Source organism: Mesorhizobium sp. ES1-6 (genome assembly GCF_020164775.1).
Lineage (GTDB): Bacteria > Pseudomonadota > Alphaproteobacteria > Rhizobiales > Rhizobiaceae > Mesorhizobium.
This window is the reverse complement of the sequence record NZ_JAIUGU010000002.1, coordinates 517,390-539,681: the sequence shown is the minus strand read 5'-3', so window position 1 is coordinate 539,681 and position 22,292 is coordinate 517,390. Positions and strand designations below refer to the sequence as shown.

24 protein-coding genes are annotated in these 22,292 nt (G+C 63.5%); 20 read left to right on the top strand and 4 right to left on the bottom strand.

The window, feature by feature from the left end; genetic code table 11:
- Positions 1-22 precede the first annotated feature (22 nt).
- The 3 genes from LB564_RS07270 to LB564_RS07260 form a co-directional block, all read right to left on the bottom strand.
- Positions 23-334, bottom strand: a complete 312-nt coding sequence (locus LB564_RS07270; RefSeq protein ID WP_140706294.1) for a type II toxin-antitoxin system RelE/ParE family toxin — start codon at positions 332-334, stop codon at positions 23-25.
- A complete protein-coding gene (locus LB564_RS07265) occupies positions 334-591 on the bottom strand; it encodes a type II toxin-antitoxin system ParD family antitoxin (RefSeq protein WP_140706292.1) in 258 nt (85 codons plus the stop codon). Before LB564_RS07265 ends, LB564_RS07270 begins: the two co-directional genes overlap by 1 nt.
- 81 nt (positions 592-672) lie before the next feature.
- Positions 673-1,926 carry an NAD(P)/FAD-dependent oxidoreductase gene (locus LB564_RS07260; protein ID WP_224536197.1) on the bottom strand — a complete coding sequence of 418 codons (1,254 nt, stop codon included), beginning with the start codon at positions 1,924-1,926 and terminating at the stop codon, positions 673-675.
- Between the two features lie 434 nt (positions 1,927-2,360).
- Here LB564_RS07260 and LB564_RS07255 point away from each other — a divergent pair, with 434 nt between their 5' ends.
- The 18 genes from LB564_RS07255 (at position 2,361) to trmB (ending at position 19,469) form a co-directional block, all read left to right on the top strand.
- Positions 2,361-3,650, top strand: coding sequence for an imelysin family protein (locus LB564_RS07255; RefSeq protein WP_224536695.1), 1,290 nt, complete (start codon positions 2,361-2,363; stop codon positions 3,648-3,650).
- A gap of 54 nt (positions 3,651-3,704) precedes the next feature.
- Positions 3,705-4,016 (top strand): (2Fe-2S)-binding protein, encoded by a 312-nt coding sequence (locus LB564_RS07250; RefSeq protein WP_224536195.1) that lies wholly within the window; start codon positions 3,705-3,707, stop codon positions 4,014-4,016.
- On the top strand, positions 3,982-4,467 hold the full coding sequence (gene bfr, locus LB564_RS07245) for a bacterioferritin (protein WP_140706286.1): 486 nt from the start codon (positions 3,982-3,984) through the stop codon (positions 4,465-4,467). The genes LB564_RS07250 and bfr overlap by 35 nt, the downstream gene beginning before the upstream one ends.
- A 12-nt stretch (positions 4,468-4,479) precedes the next feature.
- Positions 4,480-6,081, top strand: a complete 1,602-nt coding sequence (locus tag LB564_RS07240; protein WP_224536193.1) for a di-heme oxidoredictase family protein — start codon at positions 4,480-4,482, stop codon at positions 6,079-6,081.
- Positions 6,081-7,160, top strand: a complete 1,080-nt coding sequence (locus tag LB564_RS07235; RefSeq protein ID WP_224536191.1) for an imelysin family protein — start codon at positions 6,081-6,083, stop codon at positions 7,158-7,160. Before LB564_RS07240 ends, LB564_RS07235 begins: the two co-directional genes overlap by 1 nt.
- A 2-nt stretch (positions 7,161-7,162) precedes the next feature.
- A complete protein-coding gene (locus LB564_RS07230) occupies positions 7,163-8,269 on the top strand; it encodes a DUF1513 domain-containing protein (protein WP_224536190.1) in 1,107 nt (368 codons plus the stop codon).
- A 105-nt stretch (positions 8,270-8,374) separates the two neighbouring features.
- Positions 8,375-9,052 carry a tRNA (adenosine(37)-N6)-threonylcarbamoyltransferase complex dimerization subunit type 1 TsaB gene (gene tsaB, locus LB564_RS07225; protein ID WP_224536187.1) on the top strand — a complete coding sequence of 226 codons (678 nt, stop codon included), beginning with the start codon at positions 8,375-8,377 and terminating at the stop codon, positions 9,050-9,052.
- Positions 9,052-9,546: a ribosomal protein S18-alanine N-acetyltransferase gene (gene rimI, locus LB564_RS07220; RefSeq protein WP_140706277.1), complete on the top strand. Its 495-nt coding sequence runs from the start codon at positions 9,052-9,054 to the stop codon at positions 9,544-9,546. The genes tsaB and rimI overlap by 1 nt, the downstream gene beginning before the upstream one ends.
- 26 nt (positions 9,547-9,572) lie before the next feature.
- Positions 9,573-10,373 (top strand): lysophospholipid acyltransferase family protein, encoded by an 801-nt coding sequence (locus tag LB564_RS07215; RefSeq protein ID WP_224536185.1) that lies wholly within the window; start codon positions 9,573-9,575, stop codon positions 10,371-10,373.
- Positions 10,374-10,448: 75 nt separating this feature from the next.
- Complete coding sequence (gene miaB / locus LB564_RS07210; RefSeq protein ID WP_224536183.1) at positions 10,449-11,858, top strand: tRNA (N6-isopentenyl adenosine(37)-C2)-methylthiotransferase MiaB; 1,410 nt, start codon at positions 10,449-10,451, stop codon at positions 11,856-11,858.
- A gap of 83 nt (positions 11,859-11,941) precedes the next feature.
- Positions 11,942-12,934 (top strand): PhoH family protein, encoded by a 993-nt coding sequence (locus tag LB564_RS07205; RefSeq protein WP_224536181.1) that lies wholly within the window; start codon positions 11,942-11,944, stop codon positions 12,932-12,934.
- A gap of 18 nt (positions 12,935-12,952) precedes the next feature.
- A complete protein-coding gene (gene ybeY / locus LB564_RS07200) occupies positions 12,953-13,459 on the top strand; it encodes an rRNA maturation RNase YbeY (RefSeq protein WP_224536179.1) in 507 nt (168 codons plus the stop codon).
- A 28-nt stretch (positions 13,460-13,487) separates the two neighbouring features.
- A complete protein-coding gene (locus LB564_RS07195) occupies positions 13,488-14,582 on the top strand; it encodes a hemolysin family protein (RefSeq protein WP_224536177.1) in 1,095 nt (364 codons plus the stop codon).
- 14 nt (positions 14,583-14,596) lie between these two features.
- Entirely contained in the window at positions 14,597-15,067 is a 471-nt protein-coding gene (locus tag LB564_RS07190) for a VOC family protein (RefSeq protein ID WP_224536174.1), read from the top strand.
- A 91-nt stretch (positions 15,068-15,158) separates the two neighbouring features.
- Positions 15,159-16,751, top strand: a complete 1,593-nt coding sequence (lnt, locus tag LB564_RS07185) for an apolipoprotein N-acyltransferase (RefSeq protein WP_224536171.1) — start codon at positions 15,159-15,161, stop codon at positions 16,749-16,751.
- Positions 16,752-16,888: 137 nt separating this feature from the next.
- A complete protein-coding gene (locus LB564_RS07180) occupies positions 16,889-17,308 on the top strand; it encodes a helix-turn-helix domain-containing protein (RefSeq protein ID WP_140706264.1) in 420 nt (139 codons plus the stop codon).
- Positions 17,309-17,475: 167 nt separating this feature from the next.
- Positions 17,476-18,741, top strand: a complete 1,266-nt coding sequence (gene metK, locus LB564_RS07175; RefSeq protein WP_140706262.1) for a methionine adenosyltransferase — start codon at positions 17,476-17,478, stop codon at positions 18,739-18,741.
- Between the two features lie 26 nt (positions 18,742-18,767).
- The gene (gene trmB / locus LB564_RS07170) at positions 18,768-19,469 is read left to right on the top strand and encodes a tRNA (guanine(46)-N(7))-methyltransferase TrmB (RefSeq protein ID WP_224536168.1); all 702 of its coding nucleotides are present in this window, start codon (positions 18,768-18,770) and stop codon (positions 19,467-19,469) included.
- A 15-nt stretch (positions 19,470-19,484) separates the two neighbouring features.
- On the opposite strand, the gene LB564_RS07165 is transcribed toward trmB, so the two are convergent.
- On the bottom strand, positions 19,485-19,649 hold the full coding sequence (locus LB564_RS07165) for a hypothetical protein (protein ID WP_224536166.1): 165 nt from the start codon (positions 19,647-19,649) through the stop codon (positions 19,485-19,487).
- Positions 19,650-19,997: 348 nt separating this feature from the next.
- Between LB564_RS07165 and rimP the strand changes: the two genes are divergently transcribed.
- Positions 19,998-20,645, top strand: a complete 648-nt coding sequence (gene rimP, locus LB564_RS07160; RefSeq protein ID WP_140706256.1) for a ribosome maturation factor RimP — start codon at positions 19,998-20,000, stop codon at positions 20,643-20,645.
- A 50-nt stretch (positions 20,646-20,695) separates the two neighbouring features.
- The gene (gene nusA, locus LB564_RS07155; protein ID WP_140706254.1) at positions 20,696-22,291 is read left to right on the top strand and encodes a transcription termination factor NusA; all 1,596 of its coding nucleotides are present in this window, start codon (positions 20,696-20,698) and stop codon (positions 22,289-22,291) included.
- The last annotated feature ends 1 nt before the right edge of the window (position 22,292 follow it).

The window sequence follows — 22,292 nt, the reverse complement described above, 5'->3', positions numbered from 1 at the left end:
CCACGAGGACGGGCGTTCCGCGTCACATGTCTTTGGGCATCTTGCCTTCGTCGAAAATGCCCGCGATATCGCGGGCACCGTGCAAGATGCGCTCGACACGCACGTCGTTGCCTTGAGCGATGTAGAAGATCACATATTTCTGGAACGCGACGGAGCGCAGACCAGGCCAAAGCGCGGAACGAGGTGCGCCCCCACGTGGCGCATTCGCTATGCGGCCACATCGTTCCCGAAGCGCGGATATTAGACGGTAAGCGGCGGCCGGATTTTCAGCATGGATGTAATCGCCGATCTCCTCAATGTCTTGCACTGCGGCAGGGGCAAAACTGAGAGCCATTATTTGCGGGTTCCACCGCTGTATTTTTTCTCCAAGCGATCAAAGACGCTGTCGGCCGGAATGCTTGGTCCGCTTTCGACGCCTATGCGGATGTCCTCACGCAGCGCGGCAAGTTTCGCTTGGCGCTGCTCCTCGCGTTCCTCCAATAAGCGCAGGCTATCGCGCACGACTTCGCTGGCGCTGGCATAGCGGCCGCTTTCGACCAGTTCGCGCACGAATGTTTCGTAGCGGGGGCCGATGCTATAGCTCGCAGGCATGAGAGCAACCTTTCATCTTATCAAATATTATCAATTTATGATAAGATCGCCAAGGCGTTTTGCCAAGGTTCCCGGCTTCTTTTAGCTCGCGGCGCGGGCAGGATCGTCCTGCTGAAACGCAGCCAATGCTGCTTTTAGCTCTTCCGGGCCCCCGGCCACCATCCGCGGCGTTGGCGAGAAGCCGGCGCCGAGCATCTTGCGGCCAAGCATGTGGTCGCCGGGGCGGTTGACGGATTCGATGCCGAGCAGCCGGTCGCCGGCATAGTGGTAGATCGAGAATTTGTTGTCGGGCAGGTCGCCGAGTACGACATGGCTGTCGCCTCCTGATGTCAGGCCGACCATCTGCAGCTTCATGTCGCCAATGTCGGACCAGAACCACGGCACCGCTGAATAGGCGTCGGCATGGCCTGATATGGTGCGCGCGGCAAGCCGCGCCTGGTCGGTGGCGTTCTGCACCGATTCAAGCCTGACATCACCGCCGGTGAACCAGTGCCGATAGGAGGCGACGTCGCCGATGGCCAGGATTTGCGGCACAGAACTGCGCATCTGCTGATCGACGCGAATGCCATTGGCGATCGTGAGCCCAGCTTCCTGCGCCAGTTCGACATTCGGCACGGCGCCGATGCCGACAATGACCATGCGCGCCGGCAGAATTTCGCCTGACGAGATGACGACGGCGCTGACGTGGCCGTTTTCACCTTCGAGGCTTGCAACGGTGGTGCCGGTCAGGATGCGCACGCCGGTCGCTTCCAGCCGCTGCCGGACATGGCTCGCCACGACAGGCGCCACGGCGCGGCCAAGCAGCCGGTCGACCGCCTCGACAACCGTTACGGTGCGGCCTGCCGCCCGCAGCGTCGCGGCGATTTCCAGCCCGATGAAGCCGCCGCCGAGGATGACGACATCTTCGCTGTGCGCGCTCAACTCCCGGATCAGCCGCGCGTCGGCCAGCGAGCGCAGCGACAAAACGCCGGACAGATCGGCCCCCGGCAGCGGCAGGAGGCGCGGCCTCGACCCGGTCGCCAGGATGAGGTGGTCGAACGCAAGCTCGCCACCGTTCGATATGTCAAGGCTGCGGCGGCCGGTGTGTATACGGTCGATCCTGATGCCGGGCCGGTAGTCGATTGCGTTGCCGGTGTAGAAGGCCTCGCCGCGCAAGGGTTGCGGTTTGGCCTCGACATCCTTGATGAAGGTCTTCGACAGCGGCGGCTTGTGGTAGGGCAGCTCGCTCTCGTCGCCGACGAGGATCACCGGCCCTTCATAGCCGTCCTCGCGCAGGCTTGCCGCCGCTTGCACGCCCGCATGACCCGCACCGACAATGACAACGCCGTTCTTCATCGCAACCCGAATTCCTGTTTCAAATCTAGGACGTGACGCCACCTGGCGATTGTCCACCGCCGCCGCGAGAGCCCTTGTCCGGGTCGCATCCGGAACGGCCCCTGTCAATCTCGTCCTCCTCAGCGATAGCTGCGGGCGATGTGATTTAAAGTTGATAATCCTAGTTTAGAATAATTCTAAAGTATTGTTTCAATTGATTTTTTTGCGGTTGGCCAGTTGACTTCCGGCGCCACCGTCGCTTTATGGAGGCTCGCGCGTCAGCGCATCCCTTTGATGTTTGGGCCTTGAACCCGTTCGATTGGAGGCATTTGGTGTCTTTCTTCCGTGAGCCGCGCAATGGCGCGGCATCCCTAGTGCCGCATGGCGTGCCTGTGTCCCGGCACCGTTTGGCGCGCGCGCCTTTTACCGAATTCCCTTTGACCTGGAGAGTGATGATGACAGCACGATATGGCGGCAGGCTGGCTGCGATCAGTGCCACGGCAATGTTGACGGCGGCGGTTTTCGTGCTGCCGGCCAAGGCGGAGACCGATACGAAGGCCGTGATCAAGACCTATGCCGACATCGGGCTCGCCAAATACGAGGATTCGCTGACCACGGCGCAGGCGTTCGACAAGGCGGTCGACGCACTGCTTGCCAGCCCGTCGGCGGAAGCGCTCAATGCCGCCCGCGACGCCTGGAAGGCGGCGCGCGTTCCCTATCAGCAGACCGAGGTCTATCGCTTCGGCAACAAGATCGTCGACGACTGGGAAGGCAAGGTGAATTCCTGGCCGCTGGACGAAGGCCTGATCGACTATGTCGCCAAGAGCTACGGCACCGAATCGGACGCGAATTCGCTCTACACGGCCAATGTGATCGCCAACAAGGAGATCGAGATCAACGGCAAGAAGGTCGACGCCTCGAAGCTGTCGCCGGAATTCCTCTCCGGCACGCTGCAGGAGGCCGGCGGCGTCGAGGCCAATGTCGCCACCGGCTATCACGCCATCGAATTTCTGCTCTGGGGCCAGGACCTGCATGGCACCGGCCCGGGCGCCGGCGAGCGCCCCTACACCGATTACGACCTCAAGAATTGCACCGGCGGCAATTGCGACCGCCGCGCCGAATATCTGAAATCCGCCAGCACCCTTCTGGTTTCCGACCTGCAGGAGATGGTCGGCAACTGGAAGGAAGACGGCGCCGCGCGCAAGAACCTGGTCGATGGCGAGCCGAACACGGCCATTTCGGTGATCTTCACCGGCATGGGTTCGCTCTCCTACGGCGAACTGGCCGGCGAGCGGATGAAGCTCGGCCTCTTGCTGCATGATCCCGAAGAGGAGCATGACTGCTTCTCCGACAACACCTACAATTCTCATCTCTATGATGCCGTCGGTATCCGCGCCGCCTATCTCGCCAGCTACACCAGGCTGGACGGCACCGTCGTTTCGGGTCCCTCGGTGCATGACATGGTCAAGGCTGCCGATCCGGCGATCGACCAGGAACTGACCGGCAAGCTCGACGTCTCGGTCGCCAAGATGGACGCGATCAAGGCGCGGGCGCTGGCCGGCGAGGCCTACGACCAGCAGATCGCCGAAGGCAATACCGCAGGCAACGCCACCGTGCAGGCGGCGATCGACGCATTGATCGACCAGACCAAGTCGATCGAACGTGCCGTCGGCGCCTTGAAGCTGAACAACATCGCCTTCGAGGGGTCCGACAGCCTCGACGCACCCGACAAGGTGTTCAAGTAAGCCCTGCCACCCAGCCAAACGGCGCATAGGAGCGCCGTCAGCCAGAGCGACGAAATGCTGATCTGCCATTGCAACATCATCACCGAGAAGGAGATCGAGCAGACGATCATCGGCCTGCTGGATCAGGATTCCTGGCAGCTCATCGTGCCGGCAAAGGTCTATCACGCCATGCACAAGCGAGGTCGCTGTTGCGGCTGCTTCCCAAATGTGGTGGAAACGATCATTCGGGTCACCGAGAACTACCACGCCCGCTCGCAGGCGAGCGGCGTGGACATCGTTTCACACCTGGATCGCGTGAGAGGCCTGCGCGTCCAATACGGGAGCAGAACCCATGAAAGGCGAACCGCAGATCATCGAGCGGCTTAACGAGGCTCTGTTCCTTGAGCTTGGAGCCGTCAATCAATATTGGGTGCATTTCCGTCTGCTCGAAGACTGGGGATACGCCAAGCTGGCCAAGAAGGAGCGCGCCGAATCGATCGAGGAGATGCACCACGCCGACAAGCTCGTCGCTCGCATCATCTTCCTTGAAGGCCATCCCAACCTGCAGTCCGTGGCGCCGCTGCGCATCGGCCAGAACGTCAAGGAAGTGCTGGAATCCGACCTTGCCGGTGAATATGACGCGCGCACCGCCTACAAGCGGTCGCGCGAAATCTGCGAGGAAGCGGGCGACTACGTGACGATGAAACTGTTCGAGGAACTGCTCACCGACGAGGAAAGCCATATCGACTTCCTCGAGACGCAACTCGACCTGCTTGCCTCGATAGGCGAGGAGAAATACGGCCTCCTCAACGCCGCATCGGCGGACGAGGCGGAGTAAGGACATGCGGGAATGCGGCGCCCTTTAGACGTCCTGCGCCGCTTGCGGCGGGCCCAGGGCCCGCTGCCCCCCCGGAAAACGCCAGCCAGATTGGCTGGTCGGCGCGGCGTTATTTTCCTGTTGGCGCTGACATCCTCCGCGATCCCCGGCGATCTTCAACCCGCCGGCCTCGCGACCAGCCGCACCGATCTCAATGCCAAGGATCAGGCGCGCGTCGCCGCCGTCACTAGGCCGACCACGGATTTCTCCAAGCCCGAGCCCTTCGAGTTGATGCAAGGTGGCGCCGGCACCTCGCGGAAGGAGGTCAGCCGTGATTCCTTCTCGCAATCCTCGGCCAACATCACCTTCGAGGAAGAAGGCACCTTCAAGCTCGGCAACGCGCTGTTTCGCAAGAACTGGGTCTCGTCGCCATCCTCGACGCAGGCGTCGGACGGGCTCGGGCCCCTGTTCAACGAACGTGCCTGCCAGAACTGCCATCTCAAGGATGGCCGTGGCCGGCCGCCGCAGGGCGATATCGGTACCACCTCGATGTTCCTGCGGCTGGCGCGCGATGCCAGCAGCGCGGAAGAGAAGGCGGCGCTCGCCGACCACAGGCTGCTCAATCTCCCTGACCCGGTCTACGGCACGCAGCTGCAGGAGCTGGCCGTCCCTGGCCTCGAGCGTGAAGGCAGGATGCGCGTCCAATATCAGGAACGTAAGGTGGAGCTGACGGATGGCGCGGTGGTTTTCCTGCGCAAACCCAGCTATTCCGTCACCGACCTTGCCTACGGGCCGCTCGATCCGCGCACCACGCTGTCGCCGCGCCTGACGCCGCCAATGATCGGCCTTGGCCTGATCGAGCAGATTGCGCCGGCGGACATTCTGGCTCATGCCGACCCGGACGACAGGGATGGCGATGGCGTGTCCGGCAAGCCGAACATCGTGCGCGATGGCCCGGGCGGCGAGCTGACGATTGGCCGTTTCGGCTGGAAGGCGCAGACGGCATCGATCCGCCAGCAGGCGGCGGATGCCTTTGCCGGCGATATCGGCATCTCGACGCCGGAAGAGCCGAAACACTGGGGTGACTGCACCGCCGCGCAGATAAAATGCCTCGCCATGCCTAATGGCGTGCAGGCGCGCCTTGGTCCCGTCGAGGCACCGGCGCCGGTGATGGACCTCGTCACCTTCTATTCGCGAAACCTGGCAGTGCCGGCGCGGCGCGACCTCGCTTCGCCCGATGTGCTCGCCGGCAAGAAGGTGTTTTACGAAATCGGCTGCGTTGCCTGCCACACGCCAAAATTCGTTACCCGCCGCGACGCGCCAGACAAGGCGCAGGCGTTCCAGTTGATCTGGCCCTATTCCGATTTCCTGCTGCACGACATGGGGCCCGACCTTGCCGATGGCCAAGCCGTGGGCGAGGCGACCGGCAATGAATGGCGCACCCCGCCGCTATGGGGCATAGGCCTTACCGAAACGGTCAACGGCAATTCCTTCTATCTGCACGATGGCCGTGCGCGCTCTTTGGTCGAGGCTATCCTGTGGCATGGTGGCGAGGCGCGGAAGGCGCGCGACCGCTTTGCCGCCGCCAGCGCCACCGAGCGCGATGCATTGGTCAAATTCCTGGAGTCACTTTGATGCCGAAGCGTTTCGCGCTGGTTCTCGTTCTTCCGCTGGCCCTGCTGGGCGCCTTGCCTGCATCGGCCGCGGTAAAAGCCTCTGACGTCATCCAGCGCGCGATCGACGGCTTTGTCCGCCCGGCCTATGCAGATCTGCACCAGCATGCGGAAGTCCTCGCCAAGGCAATGCACAAGCTCTGCGAGGCACCCTCGCAAGGGGAGCTTGATGCGGTGCGGGCAGAATTCTCGGCCACCGTCTACGCCTGGTCGTCGGCCGAGATCATCGGTTTCGGACCGATCAAGGAGAACAACCGGCTGGAGCGCATGCTGTTCTGGCCGGACCGCAAGAGCATCGGTCTGAAACAGGTACAGGCGGCGCTGTCGGACAAGGATCCAGCGGCCACCGATCCGGTGCAGCTCGCCGGCAAGAGCGTCGCCATGCAGGGGCTCGGCGCGCTGGAATTCGTGCTTTACGGCGACGGTGCCGATGCCTTGACGGGCAAGGACGAACCCTATCGCTGCGGCTATGGCGCGGCCGTTGCCGGCAACATCGAAACCATCGCCGCCGACGTCAGCGCGGCCTGGGACAAACCAGACGGCTTCGCGGCGCTCTGGGCCAATCCGGGGCCGCAAAATGCGCTCTATCGCGATGGCAACGAGGCAGTGACCGAACTCGTCGGCGTCTTCATCAACGAGCTGGAAATGGTCAGGGATGTTCGCCTCAAGGGCTTCCTGGGCGCCAGGCCCGACGCCGACAAGCCAAAACAGGCGATCTACTGGCGTTCGCAAAACACCGCCAATGCGCTGGCTGGAAATCTGGCCGGCATCGATGCGCTGTTCCAGGTGTCGAAGCTTGGCGACGCGTTGCCCGAGGACGCGCGTTGGATGGCGGAATCGATCCATATCCAGCTGCTCAACGGCGTCGCCACCGCCAAGGCCGTCCAGGGTCCGGTCGACAAGGCGCTCGCCGATCCGGCGCTGCGCGAAAAATTCGAGCACTTCGCCCTGATCACCTCGAGCCTGTCGACCCTGATCGGCACCAGGCTGACCGCCGAATTCGGCCTGACCGCCGGCTTCTCGTCGCTGGATGGGGACTGAGCATGAAGAGATTGCTCATCGATCGCCGCGATTTCCTCAGGGCCGCCGGCATTGGCTTTGCCGCCGCGGTGACGCCCTCGGCCTGGGCGAACACGCTTGCGGCGGATGCAGTCTTCGCCACCGCCTTCGTCAAGCGCGACGGCAGTTTTGGCGCCGCCGTCCTGTCCGAGGCCGGCAAGCTCCTGCATGCGATCGACCTGCCCGATCGCGGCCATGACGTCACCTTCGATCCCATATCGAAGCATTCGGTGGTTTTCGCCCGCCAGCCCGGCACCTTCGCCGTCGTTTTCGATCACACCGGGCGCGACGCCCCGCTGACCATAGCCAGCATCGCCGGCCGGCATTTCTTCGGCCATGGCGTGTTCTCGCCCGACGGCGCGTTGCTCTACGCCACCGAGAACGATTTCGACAACGCCGCCGGCGTCGTCGGCGTCTATGACACCAGGGCGAAATTCAAACGCATTGGCGAATTCCCGACTTATGGCATGGGGCCGCACGAACTTCTGCTCCTGGGCGACGGCAGGACGATCGCGGTCGCCAATGGCGGCATCGAGACCCATCCTGACTATGGCCGCGCCGAGCTCAACATCGCCACCATGAAACCTTCCTATGCGCTGGTCGACCGGATCACCGGGGATCTCATCGAAAAGCATGAACTGCCGGCCGCACTGCACCAGCTGTCGATCCGCCACATGGACACGGACCGATCCGGCACCGTCTGGTTCGGTTGCCAGTACCGGGGGCCGGGCACCGATCGTCCGCCGCTGGTCGGCCGTGCCGCGCGTGGCAAGGATCTGGCCTTGCTCGACATGCCCCGGGACGTGCTGTCAGGCTTCCGCAACTATATCGGCTCGGTCGCCGCCAACCCCGTTGCCGGCACCGTTGCCGTATCCTCGCCGGAGGGCAATTCGCTGGTCGTCATCGATGCGGGGAGCGGCCGGGTCGTGTCCTCCAATACGCTGGTCGACGTCTGCGGCGTGGCTCCCGACGGGGCCGGGTTCATGGCCACAACGGGCTCGGGCGAGATCATCGAAGGCGGTGGCGCCACGCGGTCGGAACCGGACTATGTCTGGGACAACCACATGCTGCGCATAGATGAGGCAGCATAAGCGTTCCTGCCGGCCAAACCGAAGCCGCTTAACAAATTGTGCACTATACCCTTGCGGTTGCGCGCCGTGGCGGGCACAGGAATGGTTTTTAGAACCGGTCGTTTCATGAAAGTTCTCGCCATCGACTGTGCCGCCAGCCTCTGCGCCGCCTGCGTCTACGACGCGGTGTCCGGGCGGGAGCTTGGCCGCTCGGTGCTTGATCTCGGCAAAGGCCATGCCGAGCACCTGATGGCCGTGATCGCCGATGCGATGAAGGCAGGTGGGTTGGCTTATCCCGATCTTGGCGCCATCGCCGTCTCCGTCGGCCCCGGCTCCTTCACTGGCCTGCGCGTCGGTGTCTCGACCGCGCGCGGCCTGGCATTGGCGCTCAAGGTCCCGGCAATCGGGGTAACGACGCTCGAAGCGCTGGCCGCCGAGGCGGCCGCCGCGTTTCCGGCACGCGCCGTGCTGGCGGCGCTCGACGCCGGGCGCGAGGAAATCCATGTCGCGCTTTATGATGAAATGTCAGTTTTGACTTACGGACCGGCCGTGGCCGCGCTTGCCAACGCGGCGGCCATGGCGTCGGAACATTCCGCGGTGCTCGCTGGTACGGCGGCGGCGCTGATCGCTCAATCGGCCGGCCGACCTTTCGACATTGGACCTCGGACGGCCACCGCCGACATTCTCACCTACGCCCGGCTTGCTGCCGCAAAGGGGCAGGGCGAAAGGCCGAAACCGCTCTATTTGCGCGGCGCGGACGCCAAGCCACAGGCTGGATTTATACTTTCGAGGCAAAAAAATTAATGCGCATACCTTTTCTCCAATCGCGCCGCCGGGACTACGCGCTCGAGCCGCTCAGGATCACCGATAGCCCTGCGGTCTCGGTGCTGCACCGCGAGGATTTTGTCCGCCCGTGGACCGACGGTGAGTTCGCCGCCTTGCTCGAACAGGACACGGTGTTCGGTTATGCCGCGCGTGAAACGGGGCAGGGCGCCAAGCCGCCTGTTGGCTTCGTCCTCGCCCGCCTGGCCGCGGGCGAGGGTGAAATCCTGACCGTCGCGGTGGCGCGGTCGCATCGCCGCCAGGGACTGGGCTGGCAGTTGATGGACGCGGTGCTGCGCGAACTGCATTCGCAGCGCGCCGAAGCCTTGTTCCTCGAGGTCGACGAGACCAATGCCGCGGCGATCGCCCTCTATCGTCGGCTTGGTTTTCGGGAAGTCGGCAAGCGCCCGGATTACTACAAGTCGCCCGATCGCGGGCCGACCGGCGCGCTTGTCATGCGCCGCGATCTTCGCTAGCGAGGGTTCGGGTAGGGCCAGGACATATGATCGGAAAAATCAGGATTTTCCTGGCGCTGGGCTTCGTCGTCGCCGGGTCGCTGGTTCTCGTACCGCTGCAGATACTGTCAATGAAAACCGGCTGGTGGCCGGAAACCGTTATCCTCAAGATCTGGCATCGGCTGATCATCCGGGCGATCGGCATGCGCATTCATGTCAGGGGCGCACTCTCCGACAAACGCCCCTTGCTGGTGGCATCGAACCACATCTCCTGGACCGACATCATGGTGCTGGGCTCTTTTGCGGATGTGAAATTCATCGCCCGGGCCGACATGGAAGGCTGGCCGCTGATCGGCATGCTGTCGAAATTGCAACGTACCGTCTTCATCGAGCGCGAGCGCAAGCGCTCCTCGGGCGACCAGGCGAGCGAGATCGCCAATCGCATGGCCAAGGGCGACGCCATGGTGCTGTTCGCCGAGGGGTCGACCGGTGACGGCAATGTCGTCCTGCCGTTCAAGAGCACGCTGTTCGGCGCCGCCTCGATGGCGATTTCGGAAGGTGCCGCGCAGGAAGTGTTCATCCAGCCCGTCGCGATCGCCTATACGCGCCTGCACGGCGTGCCGCTTGGCCGCCGCCACCGCCCGATCGCGGCCTGGATCGGCGACGAGGACCTGATGCCGCATCTCAAGGTGCTGATGGCCGAGGGTGCGCTCGACGTCGAGGTGCATTTCGGCGAACCGATCGCGTTTGCCAAGGGCTCCAACCGCAAGGAAACCTCCAGGCTGATGGAAGCCCGGGTGCGCGAGATGATGCAGGCGGCGCTCGCCGATCCGCTCCCAAGCCGCTAGCTCCAGGCATGCGCCGGCCGACATATGCCGAGAATCGTCTGTTTTTTGTCACGGAAAGGCGTTAGAAGCCGCCGGATGGACTTGAACACGATTGAAAGCGACGACATCGGCACGGTCGCCGGACAGCCGGCGGTGCGCGCCCCGGCGGCGAAGAAGGTCTTCATCAAGACCTATGGCTGCCAGATGAACGTCTATGATTCACAGCGCATGGCCGACGCGCTGGCCGCCGACGGCTATGCCGCGACCGATGCCATCGGCGAGGCCGATCTGGTGCTGCTCAACACCTGCCATATCAGGGAAAAAGCGGCCGAAAAGGTCTATTCCGAACTTGGCCGCATCCGCGACATGAAGGCCGAACGCGCCGAGGCAGGCCGCCAGATGCTGATCGGCGTCGCCGGCTGCGTGGCGCAGGCCGAGGGCGCCGAGATCATCCGGCGTTCGCCGGCCGTCGATCTGGTCATCGGCCCGCAGACCTATCACCGTCTGCCCGACGTGCTGGCCAGGGTTCGCGGCGGCGAGAAGATCGTCGAGACCGAATACGCCATCGAGGACAAGTTCGAACATCTGCCGCAGCCCAAGCGCGCCGAGGTGATCAAGCGCGGTGTCACCGCCTTCCTCACCGTCCAGGAAGGCTGCGACAAGTTCTGCACCTTCTGCGTCGTGCCCTATACGAGGGGCTCGGAAGTGTCGCGGCCGGTGGCGCAGATCGTCGCCGAGGCCGAACGCCTTGCTGAGGCCGGGGTGCGCGAGGTGACGCTGCTTGGCCAGAACGTCAACGCCTGGCATGGCCAGGGCGATAATGGCGAGGAATGGGGCCTTGGCCGGCTGCTGTTCAGGCTCGCCGAAATCCCCGGCCTGGCGCGGCTGCGTTACACGACCAGCCATCCGCGCGACATGGACGACGAGCTGATCGCGGCGCATCGCGACCTGGCGGCCCTGATGCCTTATCTGCATCTTCCGGTGCAATCCGGGTCGGATCGCATCCTGAAGGCCATGAACCGCAGGCATACGGCCAAGGACTATCTGGCGCTGCTCGACCGCATCCGCGCTGCCCGCCCCGATATCGCGCTGTCGGGCGACTTCATCGTCGGTTTCCCCGGCGAGACGGAGGCCGATTTCGAGGCGACCATGGATCTGGTGCGCCAGGTGAACTACGCGTCGGCCTTCTCGTTCAAATATTCGCCGCGTCCCGGCACGCCGGGCGCCGACATGCCCGATCACGTGCCGGAAGCGGTCAAGGATGAGCGCTTGCAGCGCTTGCAGGCCCTGCTGTTGAAACAACAGCAGGATTTCGGCTCGAGCCTGGTCGGTAGCACCATCGACACGCTGATCGAGAAGCCCGGCCGTCAGGCCGGCCAGAAGGTCGGCCGCTCGCCTTGGCTGCAGCCCGTTATTGTTGATGAAAACGCCGGTGAAATCGGTGACATTATCAAGGTGCGAATCACGAAGACGGGCTACAATAGCCTGTTCGCCGAATTGGCCTGATGGTCTCGGCAGATGAGGAGAGACGGTTGAGCGCAGCGGAGCTGAAGAATCTGCCCCCGGTACCGGCATCCGGGGCTTCTGACATGGCGCACATCGTTCTGACTTTCGACAACAACAAGCTTGCCAGCGCCCTTTACGGCCAGTTCGATGAAAACCTCGCCCGGCTCGAGCAGAAGCTGGGCGTCGATATCCGCTCGCGCGGCAACCAGCTGACCATCAAGGGATCGGCTTCCGCCGCCGAACAGGCGCGCCGTGCCTTGGACAATCTCTACGGCATCCTGCAGAAGGGCGTCGATATCGGCCAGTCCGATGTCGACGGCGCCGTGCGCATGGCGATCGCCGCCGACGATCAGCTCACGCTGCCGACGCTGGAGCGCAAGGGCAAGGTCTCCGCCGCCCAGATCGCCACCCGCAAGAAGACCATCTATGCCCGTTCGCTGAACCAGGACGCCTATATGCGGGCGCTGGAGCGGTCTGAACTGGTGTTCGGCATCGGTCCGGCCGGCACCGGCAAGACCTATCTGGCGGTGGCGCATGCGGCGATGCTGCTCGAGCGTGGCATGGTCGAGCGCATCATCCTGTCGCGGCCGGCCGTCGAGGCTGGCGAACGGCTGGGCTTCCTGCCGGGCGACATGAAGGAGAAGGTCGATCCCTATCTGCGCCCGCTTTATGACGCACTCTATGACATGATGCCGGCCGACAAGGTCGAGCGCGCCATTGCCGCCGAGGTGATAGAGATCGCACCGCTCGCCTTCATGCGCGGCCGCACCCTGGCGCATGCCGCGGTCATCCTCGACGAGGCGCAGAACACCACGCCGATGCAGATGAAGATGTTTCTCACCCGTCTCGGCGAGAACTCGCGCATGATCGTCACCGGCGATCCCACCCAGATCGATCTTCCGCCAAGCACCAAATCGGGCCTGGTCGAAGCCTTGCGTGTCCTCGACGGGGTAGCGGGCGCGGTCACCGTGCGCTTCAACGATGTCGACGTCGTTCGCCATCCGCTGGTGGCCGAAATCGTCAGGGCCTATGACCGGGACGCCAAGCTGGCGCGTGGCCTCGGTGCCGAGAATTGATCTTGACGATGCGGCTTGATGCCTGAGAACAACACATCCGGCGGCGGGAGCCATCCGGTTCCCGTCGAGATCGATATATCGGTCGAAGCGGGCGACTGGCCCGACGAGGCAAGCCTGACGCGGTTGGTCGATCGCGCGGTTGATGCCGCCTTTGCCGAGAGCGGCGTGACGGGTCGTTCCGAACTCAGCATCGTTTTTTCCGACGACGCCCATATTCGCACGCTGAATGCCGCCTGGCGAGGCAAGGACAAACCCACCAACGTCCTGTCTTTCCCGGCTTTTCCGCCTGCAAAAGGCGGTCCGCTGCCGCCGATGCTGGGCGACATCGTGCTCGCCGCCGAGACGGTGGCGCGCGAGGCGGTACTGGAAGACAAGCCGATCGCGAACCATATCTCCCATCTCGTCATCCATGGCCTGTTGCATCTCATGGGCCATGATCACGAGACCGACGTCGAGGCCGAGGAGATGGAAGCCATCGAGCGCGCCGCGCTTGCAAGGCTTGCCATTCCCGATCCCTACGCGTAACTAAAAAAGACCAATTGACCGGACGACGATGAACGACAAACCAGAGACTGCCGCCCGCCCCGATGCCGGCAGTGCGATCAAGGCTTCCGACACGTCGGAAGAGGGATCAAGTCCGAGTACTATTACCTCTGGTGGTGCCAACGCCGGCAGCGCCGCCATCGAGCCGTCGCCTGCCGGTCCCTCCCTGTTCAACCGTGTGCTGGGCCTGTTCCGGCAACGCAACGGCACCAGCCTGCGCGAGGAGATCGCCGGCGCGCTCGCCGAGACGACGAGCGACGTCGAATCCTTTTCGCCCGGCGAGCGTGCCATGCTCAACAACATCCTGCGGCTGCGCGAGGTGCGCGTCGAGGACGTCATGGTGCCGCGTGCGGATATCGAGGCGGCCGAGATCACCACGACGCTCGGCGATCTGCTTGGCATGTTCGAGCAATCCGGCCATTCCCGCATGCCGGTCTATTCCGAGACGCTCGACGACCCGCGCGGCATGGTCCATATCCGCGACGTGCTGGCCCACATCACCAAGCTGGCGCGCGTCAGGAAGGGCCGCACGACCCGCAAGACACCCATCGCCACGCAGCTGGATCTTGCCCAGGTCGATCTCGCGCGTACCATCGGCGAGCTCAACCTGATCCGCCAGGTCCTGTTCGTGCCGCCATCGATGCTTGCCTCCGACCTGATGGCCCGCATGCAGACGACGCGCACGCAAATGGCCCTGGTCATCGATGAGTATGGCGGCACGGACGGCCTCGTCTCGCTCGAGGACATTGTCGAGATGGTGGTCGGCGACATCGAGGACGAGCACGACGAAGACGAGCCCATGATCACCCAGACCGGCGACGGCGTGTTCATCGTCGACGGCAAGGCCGAGATCGACGAGGTCGCCAAGATGATCGGTGAGGATTTCGCCGCCGGCGAGCATGGCGAATATGTCGACACCATTGGCGGCATGATCTTCAACACGCTCGGCCGCGTGCCGGCGCGCGGCGAGGTGGTTCAGGCCATTCCCGGCTTCGAATTCCATGTGCTGGACGCCGACCCGCGCCGCGTCAAGCGCGTGCGCATCGTGCAGAGCCAGAAGGGCGAGCGCCGCCGGCGCGCCACGGCGCGCACCGAACAGGCCTGAAAAGCCGCGGCGCCATGAGGGTCGAGGATCCGTTCAAGCATCCGGTCCTCGGCTCTGGCGTGTTCTACCGGAACCCGCGTGCGGCGCTGGACTGGCTCGAGGCAGCCTTCGGCTTCGAGCGCAGCATGGTGGTCAGCGATACCGATGGGAAACTGGTCCATACCGAGATGCGGTTCGGGGACGGCTACATCATCGTCGATTCCGAATGGGCCGATCATGTCGCAAGCCCGGCATCGGTCGGCGGCAAGAACACGCAGTCGGTCTATATCAGGCTGAAAGACGGCCTGGACGCCCATTGCGAGCGGGCGCGGGCGGCCGGCGCCTCCATAACCCAGGAGCCGACGGACCAGTTCTATGGCGAGCGCCAGTATCGGGCGCGCGATCCCGAAGGCCATGTCTGGACTTTTTCCCAGACCTTGCGTTCAGTGTCCCGCGAAGAAGCCGAAAAAATGGCTGGCCTGCGCATAGAGGGCTGGCATCGGTAGAGCGGCGGAAAGCCGCGTTCATCGCGCGTTTGGAGCACGCGGCGCGGCCTGCTAAATCTTGGCTCCTGATTCGCGCGACTCGGAAATACGCATGGAGCGCCTTGCCGGCCGGATAATTCTGCTTTGGGGTTGGCGGCGTGCGCTGGTGGCGTTTCTCGCCGGGGCGCTGGCGGTGCTGGGCCAGGCGCCCTACGACTTCTTCGCCGCCTGTTTCATTTCGTTTCCGCTGCTGGTCTGGCTGCTCGACGGTGCGACCGGCGAAGCCTCCGGCAGCCTGTTGCGGCGCCTGCGGCCGGCTTTTGCCGTCGGCTGGTGGTTCGGCTTCGGCTATTTTCTCGCCGGGCTCTGGTGGATCGGCTCGGCGCTGCTGGTCGAGGCCGACGACTTTGCCTGGGCGCTTCCCTTCGCGGTGGTCGGCATTCCCTTCGCGCTCGCTTTTTTCTATGGCTTCGCAACCATGGTCGCTAGGCTGCTGTGGAGCAGCGATATCGGCCGTATCGCGGCCCTTGCCTTCGCTTTTGCGCTGGCGGAGTGGCTGCGCGGCTTCCTGTTCACCGGTTTTCCCTGGAATGCCATCGGCTACGCGGCGATGCCGATACCGCTTTTGATGCAGAGCGTCTCGGTGACCGGCATGATCGGCATGAACGCGCTCGCGGTTTTCGTTTTCGCCCTGCCGGCGCTGCTGGCGGCGCGCCGGCATCTTCGGCTCGGCGCCGCACTGTTTGTCGTGCTCGCGGCCGCCCATGCCGGCTTTGGCTATGTCAGGCTCACCGCCCCTGAAAAGCCGGCGGCGCGCACTCTCGATGTCCGCATCGTCCAACCGGCCGTCGACCTGTCGGAAAAATGGGATGCCTCGGTGCGCGACCGCATCTTCGCCACCTTGCTGGGCCTGTCCGCCAAGGCGCCGGATCCGGGTCACGGGAAGCCGCAACTGATTCTCTGGCCTGAAACCTCGGTGCCGTTCCTCTTTACCGAGCGCCCCGACGCCCTGACGGCGCTGGGCGACATGCTGGGCGACGGCCAGATGCTGATCGCCGGCGTCGTGCGCGAGGAGGGCGGCTCGGCGGCCAGTGCCGACAGCCGCTATTACAATTCCGTGGTGGCGATCAACGACAAGGGCGAAATCGCCGATGCCGTGGACAAGGTCCATCTGGTGCCGTTCGGCGAATATCTGCCTTTTGCCGATCTGCTCGGCCGTTTCGGCATCGAACAGCTCGTCGCCGGGCCGATGAACTTCACGGCCGGCAACGAGCGTCACGCCATCACGCTGCCAGGCGGCATCCGTGCGCTGCCATTTATCTGTTATGAGGTGATCTTTCCCGATCTTGTGGCAGTTGACGCTACGTCATCGCAGCTTATTGTGAACGTTACCAATGATGCGTGGTTCGGCGACACGCCGGGACCGTATCAGCATTTCAGGCAGGCCCAGATTCGCGCGGTGGAGAACGGATTGCCTTTGTTGCGTGCCGCTAACAACGGCATCTCGGCCGTTGTCGACCCACATGGCCGCGTCGTCGATGCGCTGGCGATCGACGCGCGCGGAGCCATCGATGTGAAGGTGCCTGTTTCCGAACAGACGGTCGTTTCGTCCCGCCAGCGGCGCATTAACGGAATGCTGATCATGTTGCTGTTTGCGCTGGTAGGGGTCTTGTTGAACGTAAGGCAAAGGCTACGGGTGAATTGACAGTCGGCACATTAGAAACTCATACTGTACCGCCTGAAAATTTCTCGAAGCCGGTGGATCGTTCTGTTGGGGCAGTCGCCTCCGGCTTTGTTTGGGCGGAAAAAATCACAAAGCCGAAAAAATTCGGCGAGGAAAAAATGACAGAAGAAAACAAGAAGAAACCGAATCCCATCGATATCCACGTTGGAAGCCGGGTCCGGCTTCGCCGCAATATGCTCGGAATGAGCCAGGAAAAGCTGGGCGAGAATCTCGGCATCACCTTTCAGCAGATCCAGAAATATGAAAAGGGCACCAATCGCGTCGGCGCCAGCCGCCTGCAGGCGATAGCCTCCATACTCGGCGTGCCCGTCGCCTTCTTTTTCGAGGATGCGCCGGGCCAGGAGCCGGTTGCCGGCCGCGGCTTTGCCGAAGACAGTTCCATGGCTTTCGCCGTCGAATTCTGCGGCAGCCCCGAAGGGCTTCAGCTCAATCGGGCTTTTGTCAAGATCGCCGACGTCAAGGTGCGTCGCAGGATCATCGACCTTGTGAAATCGCTGGCCGAGGACGATCTCGACTGATCCGCGATGCGCTTCGCACCGGCGGCGTGCGCCGCCGGTGGCACAAAATATCGCCTCCGACATTCAGGCCAGACCCGCGGCAACGCTTGACGAGCAGCGCTTTGCCCCGCTAACACGTGGCGCGCCAAATCGGCAGCCTGCCGATCGTTTTTCAAGAGGGGACACCCGTGACGCGGCAGAACTACTTCTTCACCTCGGAATCCGTTGCCGAGGGCCATCCCGACAAAGTCTGCGACCGGATCTCCGACGAAATCGTCGATCTGGTCTATCGTGAAGCCAAGAAGACCGGCATGGACCCGTGGAAAGTCCGTGTCGCCTGCGAGACGCTGGCGACCACCAACCGCGTCGTCATCGCCGGTGAAGTGCGCGTTCCCGAGACGCTCCTGAAGAAGGACAAGGCTGGCAACATCCTCAAGGATGCCGCCGGTCACCCGATCGTCAACCCGGCCAAGTTCAAATCCGTTGCCCGCAAGGCGATCCGCGAGATCGGCTACGAGCAGGCTGGCTTCCACTGGAAGACGGCCAAGATCGAGGTGCTGCTGCATGGCCAGTCGCCCGACATCGGCCAGGGCGTCGACAACGCCGCCGACCGCCAGGGCGAGGAAGGTGCCGGCGACCAGGGCATCATGTTCGGCTATGCCTGCCGCGAGACACCGGACCTGATGCCGGCGCCGATCTACTACAGCCACAAAATCCTCGAACTGCTGGCCGCCGCCCGTCACGAAAACAATGGCGAGGCCGGCAAGCTCGGGCCGGATGCCAAGAGCCAGGTCACCGTCCGCTACATCGACGGCAAGGCCGCCGAAGCGACGCAGATCGTGCTGTCGACCCAGCATCTCGATTCGAGCTGGGATTCCAAGAAGGTCCGCAAGGTCGTGGAACCCTATATCCGCGAGGCATTGGGCGACCTCAAGATCGCTGACGACTGCATGTGGTACATCAACCCGACCGGCAAGTTCGTCATCGGCGGTCCGGACGGCGACGCAGGCCTGACCGGCCGCAAGATCATCGTCGACACATATGGCGGTGCCGCACCGCATGGAGGCGGCGCCTTCTCCGGCAAGGACACCACCAAGGTCGACCGCTCGGCCGCCTACGCGGCGCGCTATCTGGCCAAGAATGTCGTGGCGGCGAAGCTTGCCGATCGCTGCACCATCCAGCTGTCCTACGCCATCGGCGTCGCCCAGCCGCTGTCGGTCTATGTCGACCTGCACGGCACCGGCAAGGTCGACGAGGCAAAGCTCGAGGACGCGTTGCGCACCGTGATGGACCTGTCGCCGTCAGGCATTCGCCGTCACCTTGATCTCAACAAGCCGATCTACGCCAAGACGTCGTCCTACGGCCATTTCGGCCGCAAGGCCGGCCGTGACGGATCTTTCTCCTGGGAAAAGACCGATCTGGCCAAGGCGCTCAAGGATGCTGTCGCGGCCTGAGGGCGGCGGCAGGACTTGCGCCGCCGATGAGCGACGAGGACAGGCCAAGCCGTGCGACCGAAGCCTTCTTCGGTCGTCGGCGCGGCAAGCCCGTTCGCCCGCAGCAGGCGGCGGCGCTGGAAAGCGGGCTTGGCAAATATCGGCTCGATCTGACGGCCGAGGCGCCGCAAGACCTGCGCATCCTGTTTGAAGCCGAGGTTTCGGCGGTTCGGCTCGAGATCGGCTTTGGCGGCGGCGAACATCTTCTGCATCGCGCGACCGAGGCGCCGACGATAGGCTTCATCGGCGTCGAGCCCTTCGTCAACGGCATGGCCAAGATGATGATGGCCGTGCGAACAACGCCGCTGGCCAATCTCAGGGTCTACGACGACGATGCCACCCAGTTGCTCGACTGGCTGGCGCCAGCGTCGCTCGACGGCATCGATCTTCTCTATCCAGACCCCTGGCCGAAGAAGAAGCACTGGAAGCGGCGTTTCGTCAGCCCGGGCAATCTCGACCGTTTCGCGCGGGTCCTGCGGCCGGGCTCGAAATTCCGCTTCGCGTCCGATATCGACACTTATGTGAACTGGACCTTGCTGCATTGCCGGGCGCATGGCGCTTTTGCATGGCAGGCGGCGGAGGCGGCTGACTGGCATCGTCCCTATGAGGGCTGGCCAGGCACGCGTTACGAGGCGAAGGCCATTCGCGAAGGCCGGCCGCCGGCCTATCTTACCTTCGTCAGGACGTAAGCCGTCACGGCAGGTTCAGAAACGGCCGATCCTGTTGAACACGGCGGGATCCATTCCGAGCTTGCGCAGGTCGGCCGCGCGCGGCTTGCGCCCGGCTTCCACGGCGCGCGATGCGGCAACGGCGCTGCCAAAAGTGGTAAAGAGATCGCCCAAGGCGGATAAAATCTTGCGGTTGGTCATGGTTTCATCCTTTCGCGCGCCAGCGCGCGCCAATTCAATTCATTTGATGGCTATGAAATAAGGGCGCGCCGCGGGCTCTCACAGGGGGATTGCCGCATGGCGGCCATGCACCTCGAACAACGCTGGCGCCGCCGGGCTTGGCCCGGCCGGCACTGCGGGCTTGAAACACGAGCGGTGTTCGTCTATATCAGCCTCAAATTCTTGGTCGGTATGACGAAGAGTGGGTCCACCCGGTCCCGCTCTTTTTTATTACCTGCCGGGTGCATCGGACCGAAAAGTGCGAAGCGGTTTTCGGATGGCTCCGATGCGCAAACCAAAGAACATTGCGAAGCGAACGACAGGCAATCGATGACTGCAACGGCAAGCGAAGGTGACGACCGCATCATCCGCGAAAGCGGCATCGATGCGCGCATTGCGCTGATCGTCCAGCCGGTGCTGCGCGGAATCGGTTTTCGCCTCGTGCGCGTGCATCTGTCCGGCCAGAACGGGCTGACGCTGCAGATCATGGCCGAGCGTGAGGACGGCACCATGACCGTCGAGGATTGCGAAGAGGTCAGCCGCGCGGTGTCGCCGGCGCTCGACGTCGATGATCCGATCGAGAAGGCCTATCATCTCGAGGTTTCTTCGCCCGGTATCGACCGGCCGCTGGTCCGCAAGTCGGATTTCGTGACCTGGACCGGTCATCTGGTGAAGATGGAAACGTCGGTCATCGTCGCGGATCGCAAGCGGTTCAAGGGCAAGATCGCCGAGGCCGGTGACAACGACGTGCTGATCGAGCGCGACAAGGCGGCCTATGGCGAGGAGCCGACGGTGCGCGTGCCCTACGATGCCATTGCCGATGTCAGGCTGATCCTGACCGACGACCTCATTCGCGAAGCGTTGTCCAAGGACAACAGGGAGCGCAAGGAAGCCAAGAGACGCCGCGGTGAACCGGACGACGATGTGTCCGAGGGTGCCGAACCGGACGCCGCGGAAGAACACGAACAGGAAATTTGATTGAGCTGCCGGGCCCGAAGGTCCGGCGAACAGGCTCGGGAGAAAGAACCATGGTTGTAAGCGCCAACAGACTTGAACTGCTGCAGATTGCCGACGCGGTCGCGCGTGAAAAGTCGATCGACAAGTCGATCGTCATCGCCGCCATGGCCGATGCGATCCAGAAGGCGGCGCGTTCGCGTTATGGCCAGGAGACCAACATCCGCGCCGACATCAACCCGAACACCGGTGAGATGAAGCTGCAGCGGCTGATGGAAGTGGTCGAAAAGGTCGACGATTACGCCACCCAGATCGCCATTTCCTCGGCACGCGAGCGCAATCCCGACGCCCAGCTCGGCGATTTCATTGCCGAACAGCTGCCGCCGATGGATTTCGGCCGTATCGCCGCCCAGTCGGCCAAGCAGGTCATCGTGCAGAAGGTGCGCGAGGCCGAGCGTGACCGCCAGTACGACGAATACAAGGACCGCATCGGCGAGATCGTCAACGGCACCGTCAAGCGCGTCGAATATGGCAACGTCATCGTCGATCTCGGTCGTGGTGAGGCGATCATCCGCCGCGACGAGCTGATTCCGCGCGAAAACTACAAATATGGCGATCGCGTCCGCGCCTATGTATACGATGTGCGCCGTGAACAGCGCGGCCCGCAGATCTTCCTGTCGCGTACCCATCCGCAGTTCATGGCCAAGCTCTTCACCATGGAAGTGCCGGAGATCTATGACGGCATCATCGAGATCAAGTCGGTCGCCCGCGACCCGGGCTCGCGCGCCAAGATCGCCGTCATCTCGCGTGACAGCTCGATCGATCCGGTCGGCGCCTGCGTTGGTATGCGCGGCAGCCGCGTCCAGGCCGTCGTCGGCGAATTGCAGGGCGAAAAGATCGACATCATTCCGTGGTCGCCTTCGGCCGCCTCCTTCATCGTCAATGCGCTGCAGCCGGCGGAAGTCGCCAAGGTCGTGCTCGACGAGGACGCCGAGCGCATCGAAGTGGTGGTTCCCGACGATCAGCTGTCGCTGGCCATCGGCCGCCGCGGCCAGAACGTGCGCCTTGCCTCGCAGCTCACCGGCTGGGACATCGACATCCTGACCGAGGCCGAGGAATCCGAGCGCCGTCAGAAGGAATTCGTCGAGCGCTCGGCGCTGTTCATGGAAGCGCTCGATGTCGACGAGATGGTCGGTCAGGTGCTGGCCTCCGAAGGCTTCACCAGCGTCGAGGAAGTCGCCTATGTCGATGCCGGCGAAATCGCCTCGATCGACGGCTTCGATGAGGATACCGCCTCAGAAATCCAGACCCGCGCCCGTGAATATCTGGAGAAGATCGAAGCCGAGCATGACGAGAAGCGCAAGGCGCTCGGCGTTTCGGACGAACTGCGCGAAATCCCCGGCGTCACCACCGCCATGATGGTGACGCTCGGCGAGGATGGCGTAAAGACGATCGAGGATTTCGCCGGCTATGCCGCCGACGACCTCACCGGCTGGAAGGAACGCAAGGACGGCGAGACCAAGGTCTATCCGGGTGTGCTGGCCAACCACGGCGTTTCGCGCGCCGATGCCGAGCAGATGGTTCTGGCCGCTCGCCTCAAGGCCGGCTGGATCACCGAGGACGAGCTTGCGGCCGAAGAAGAACCGGCTGACGAAGCCGTTGGTGCGTGAG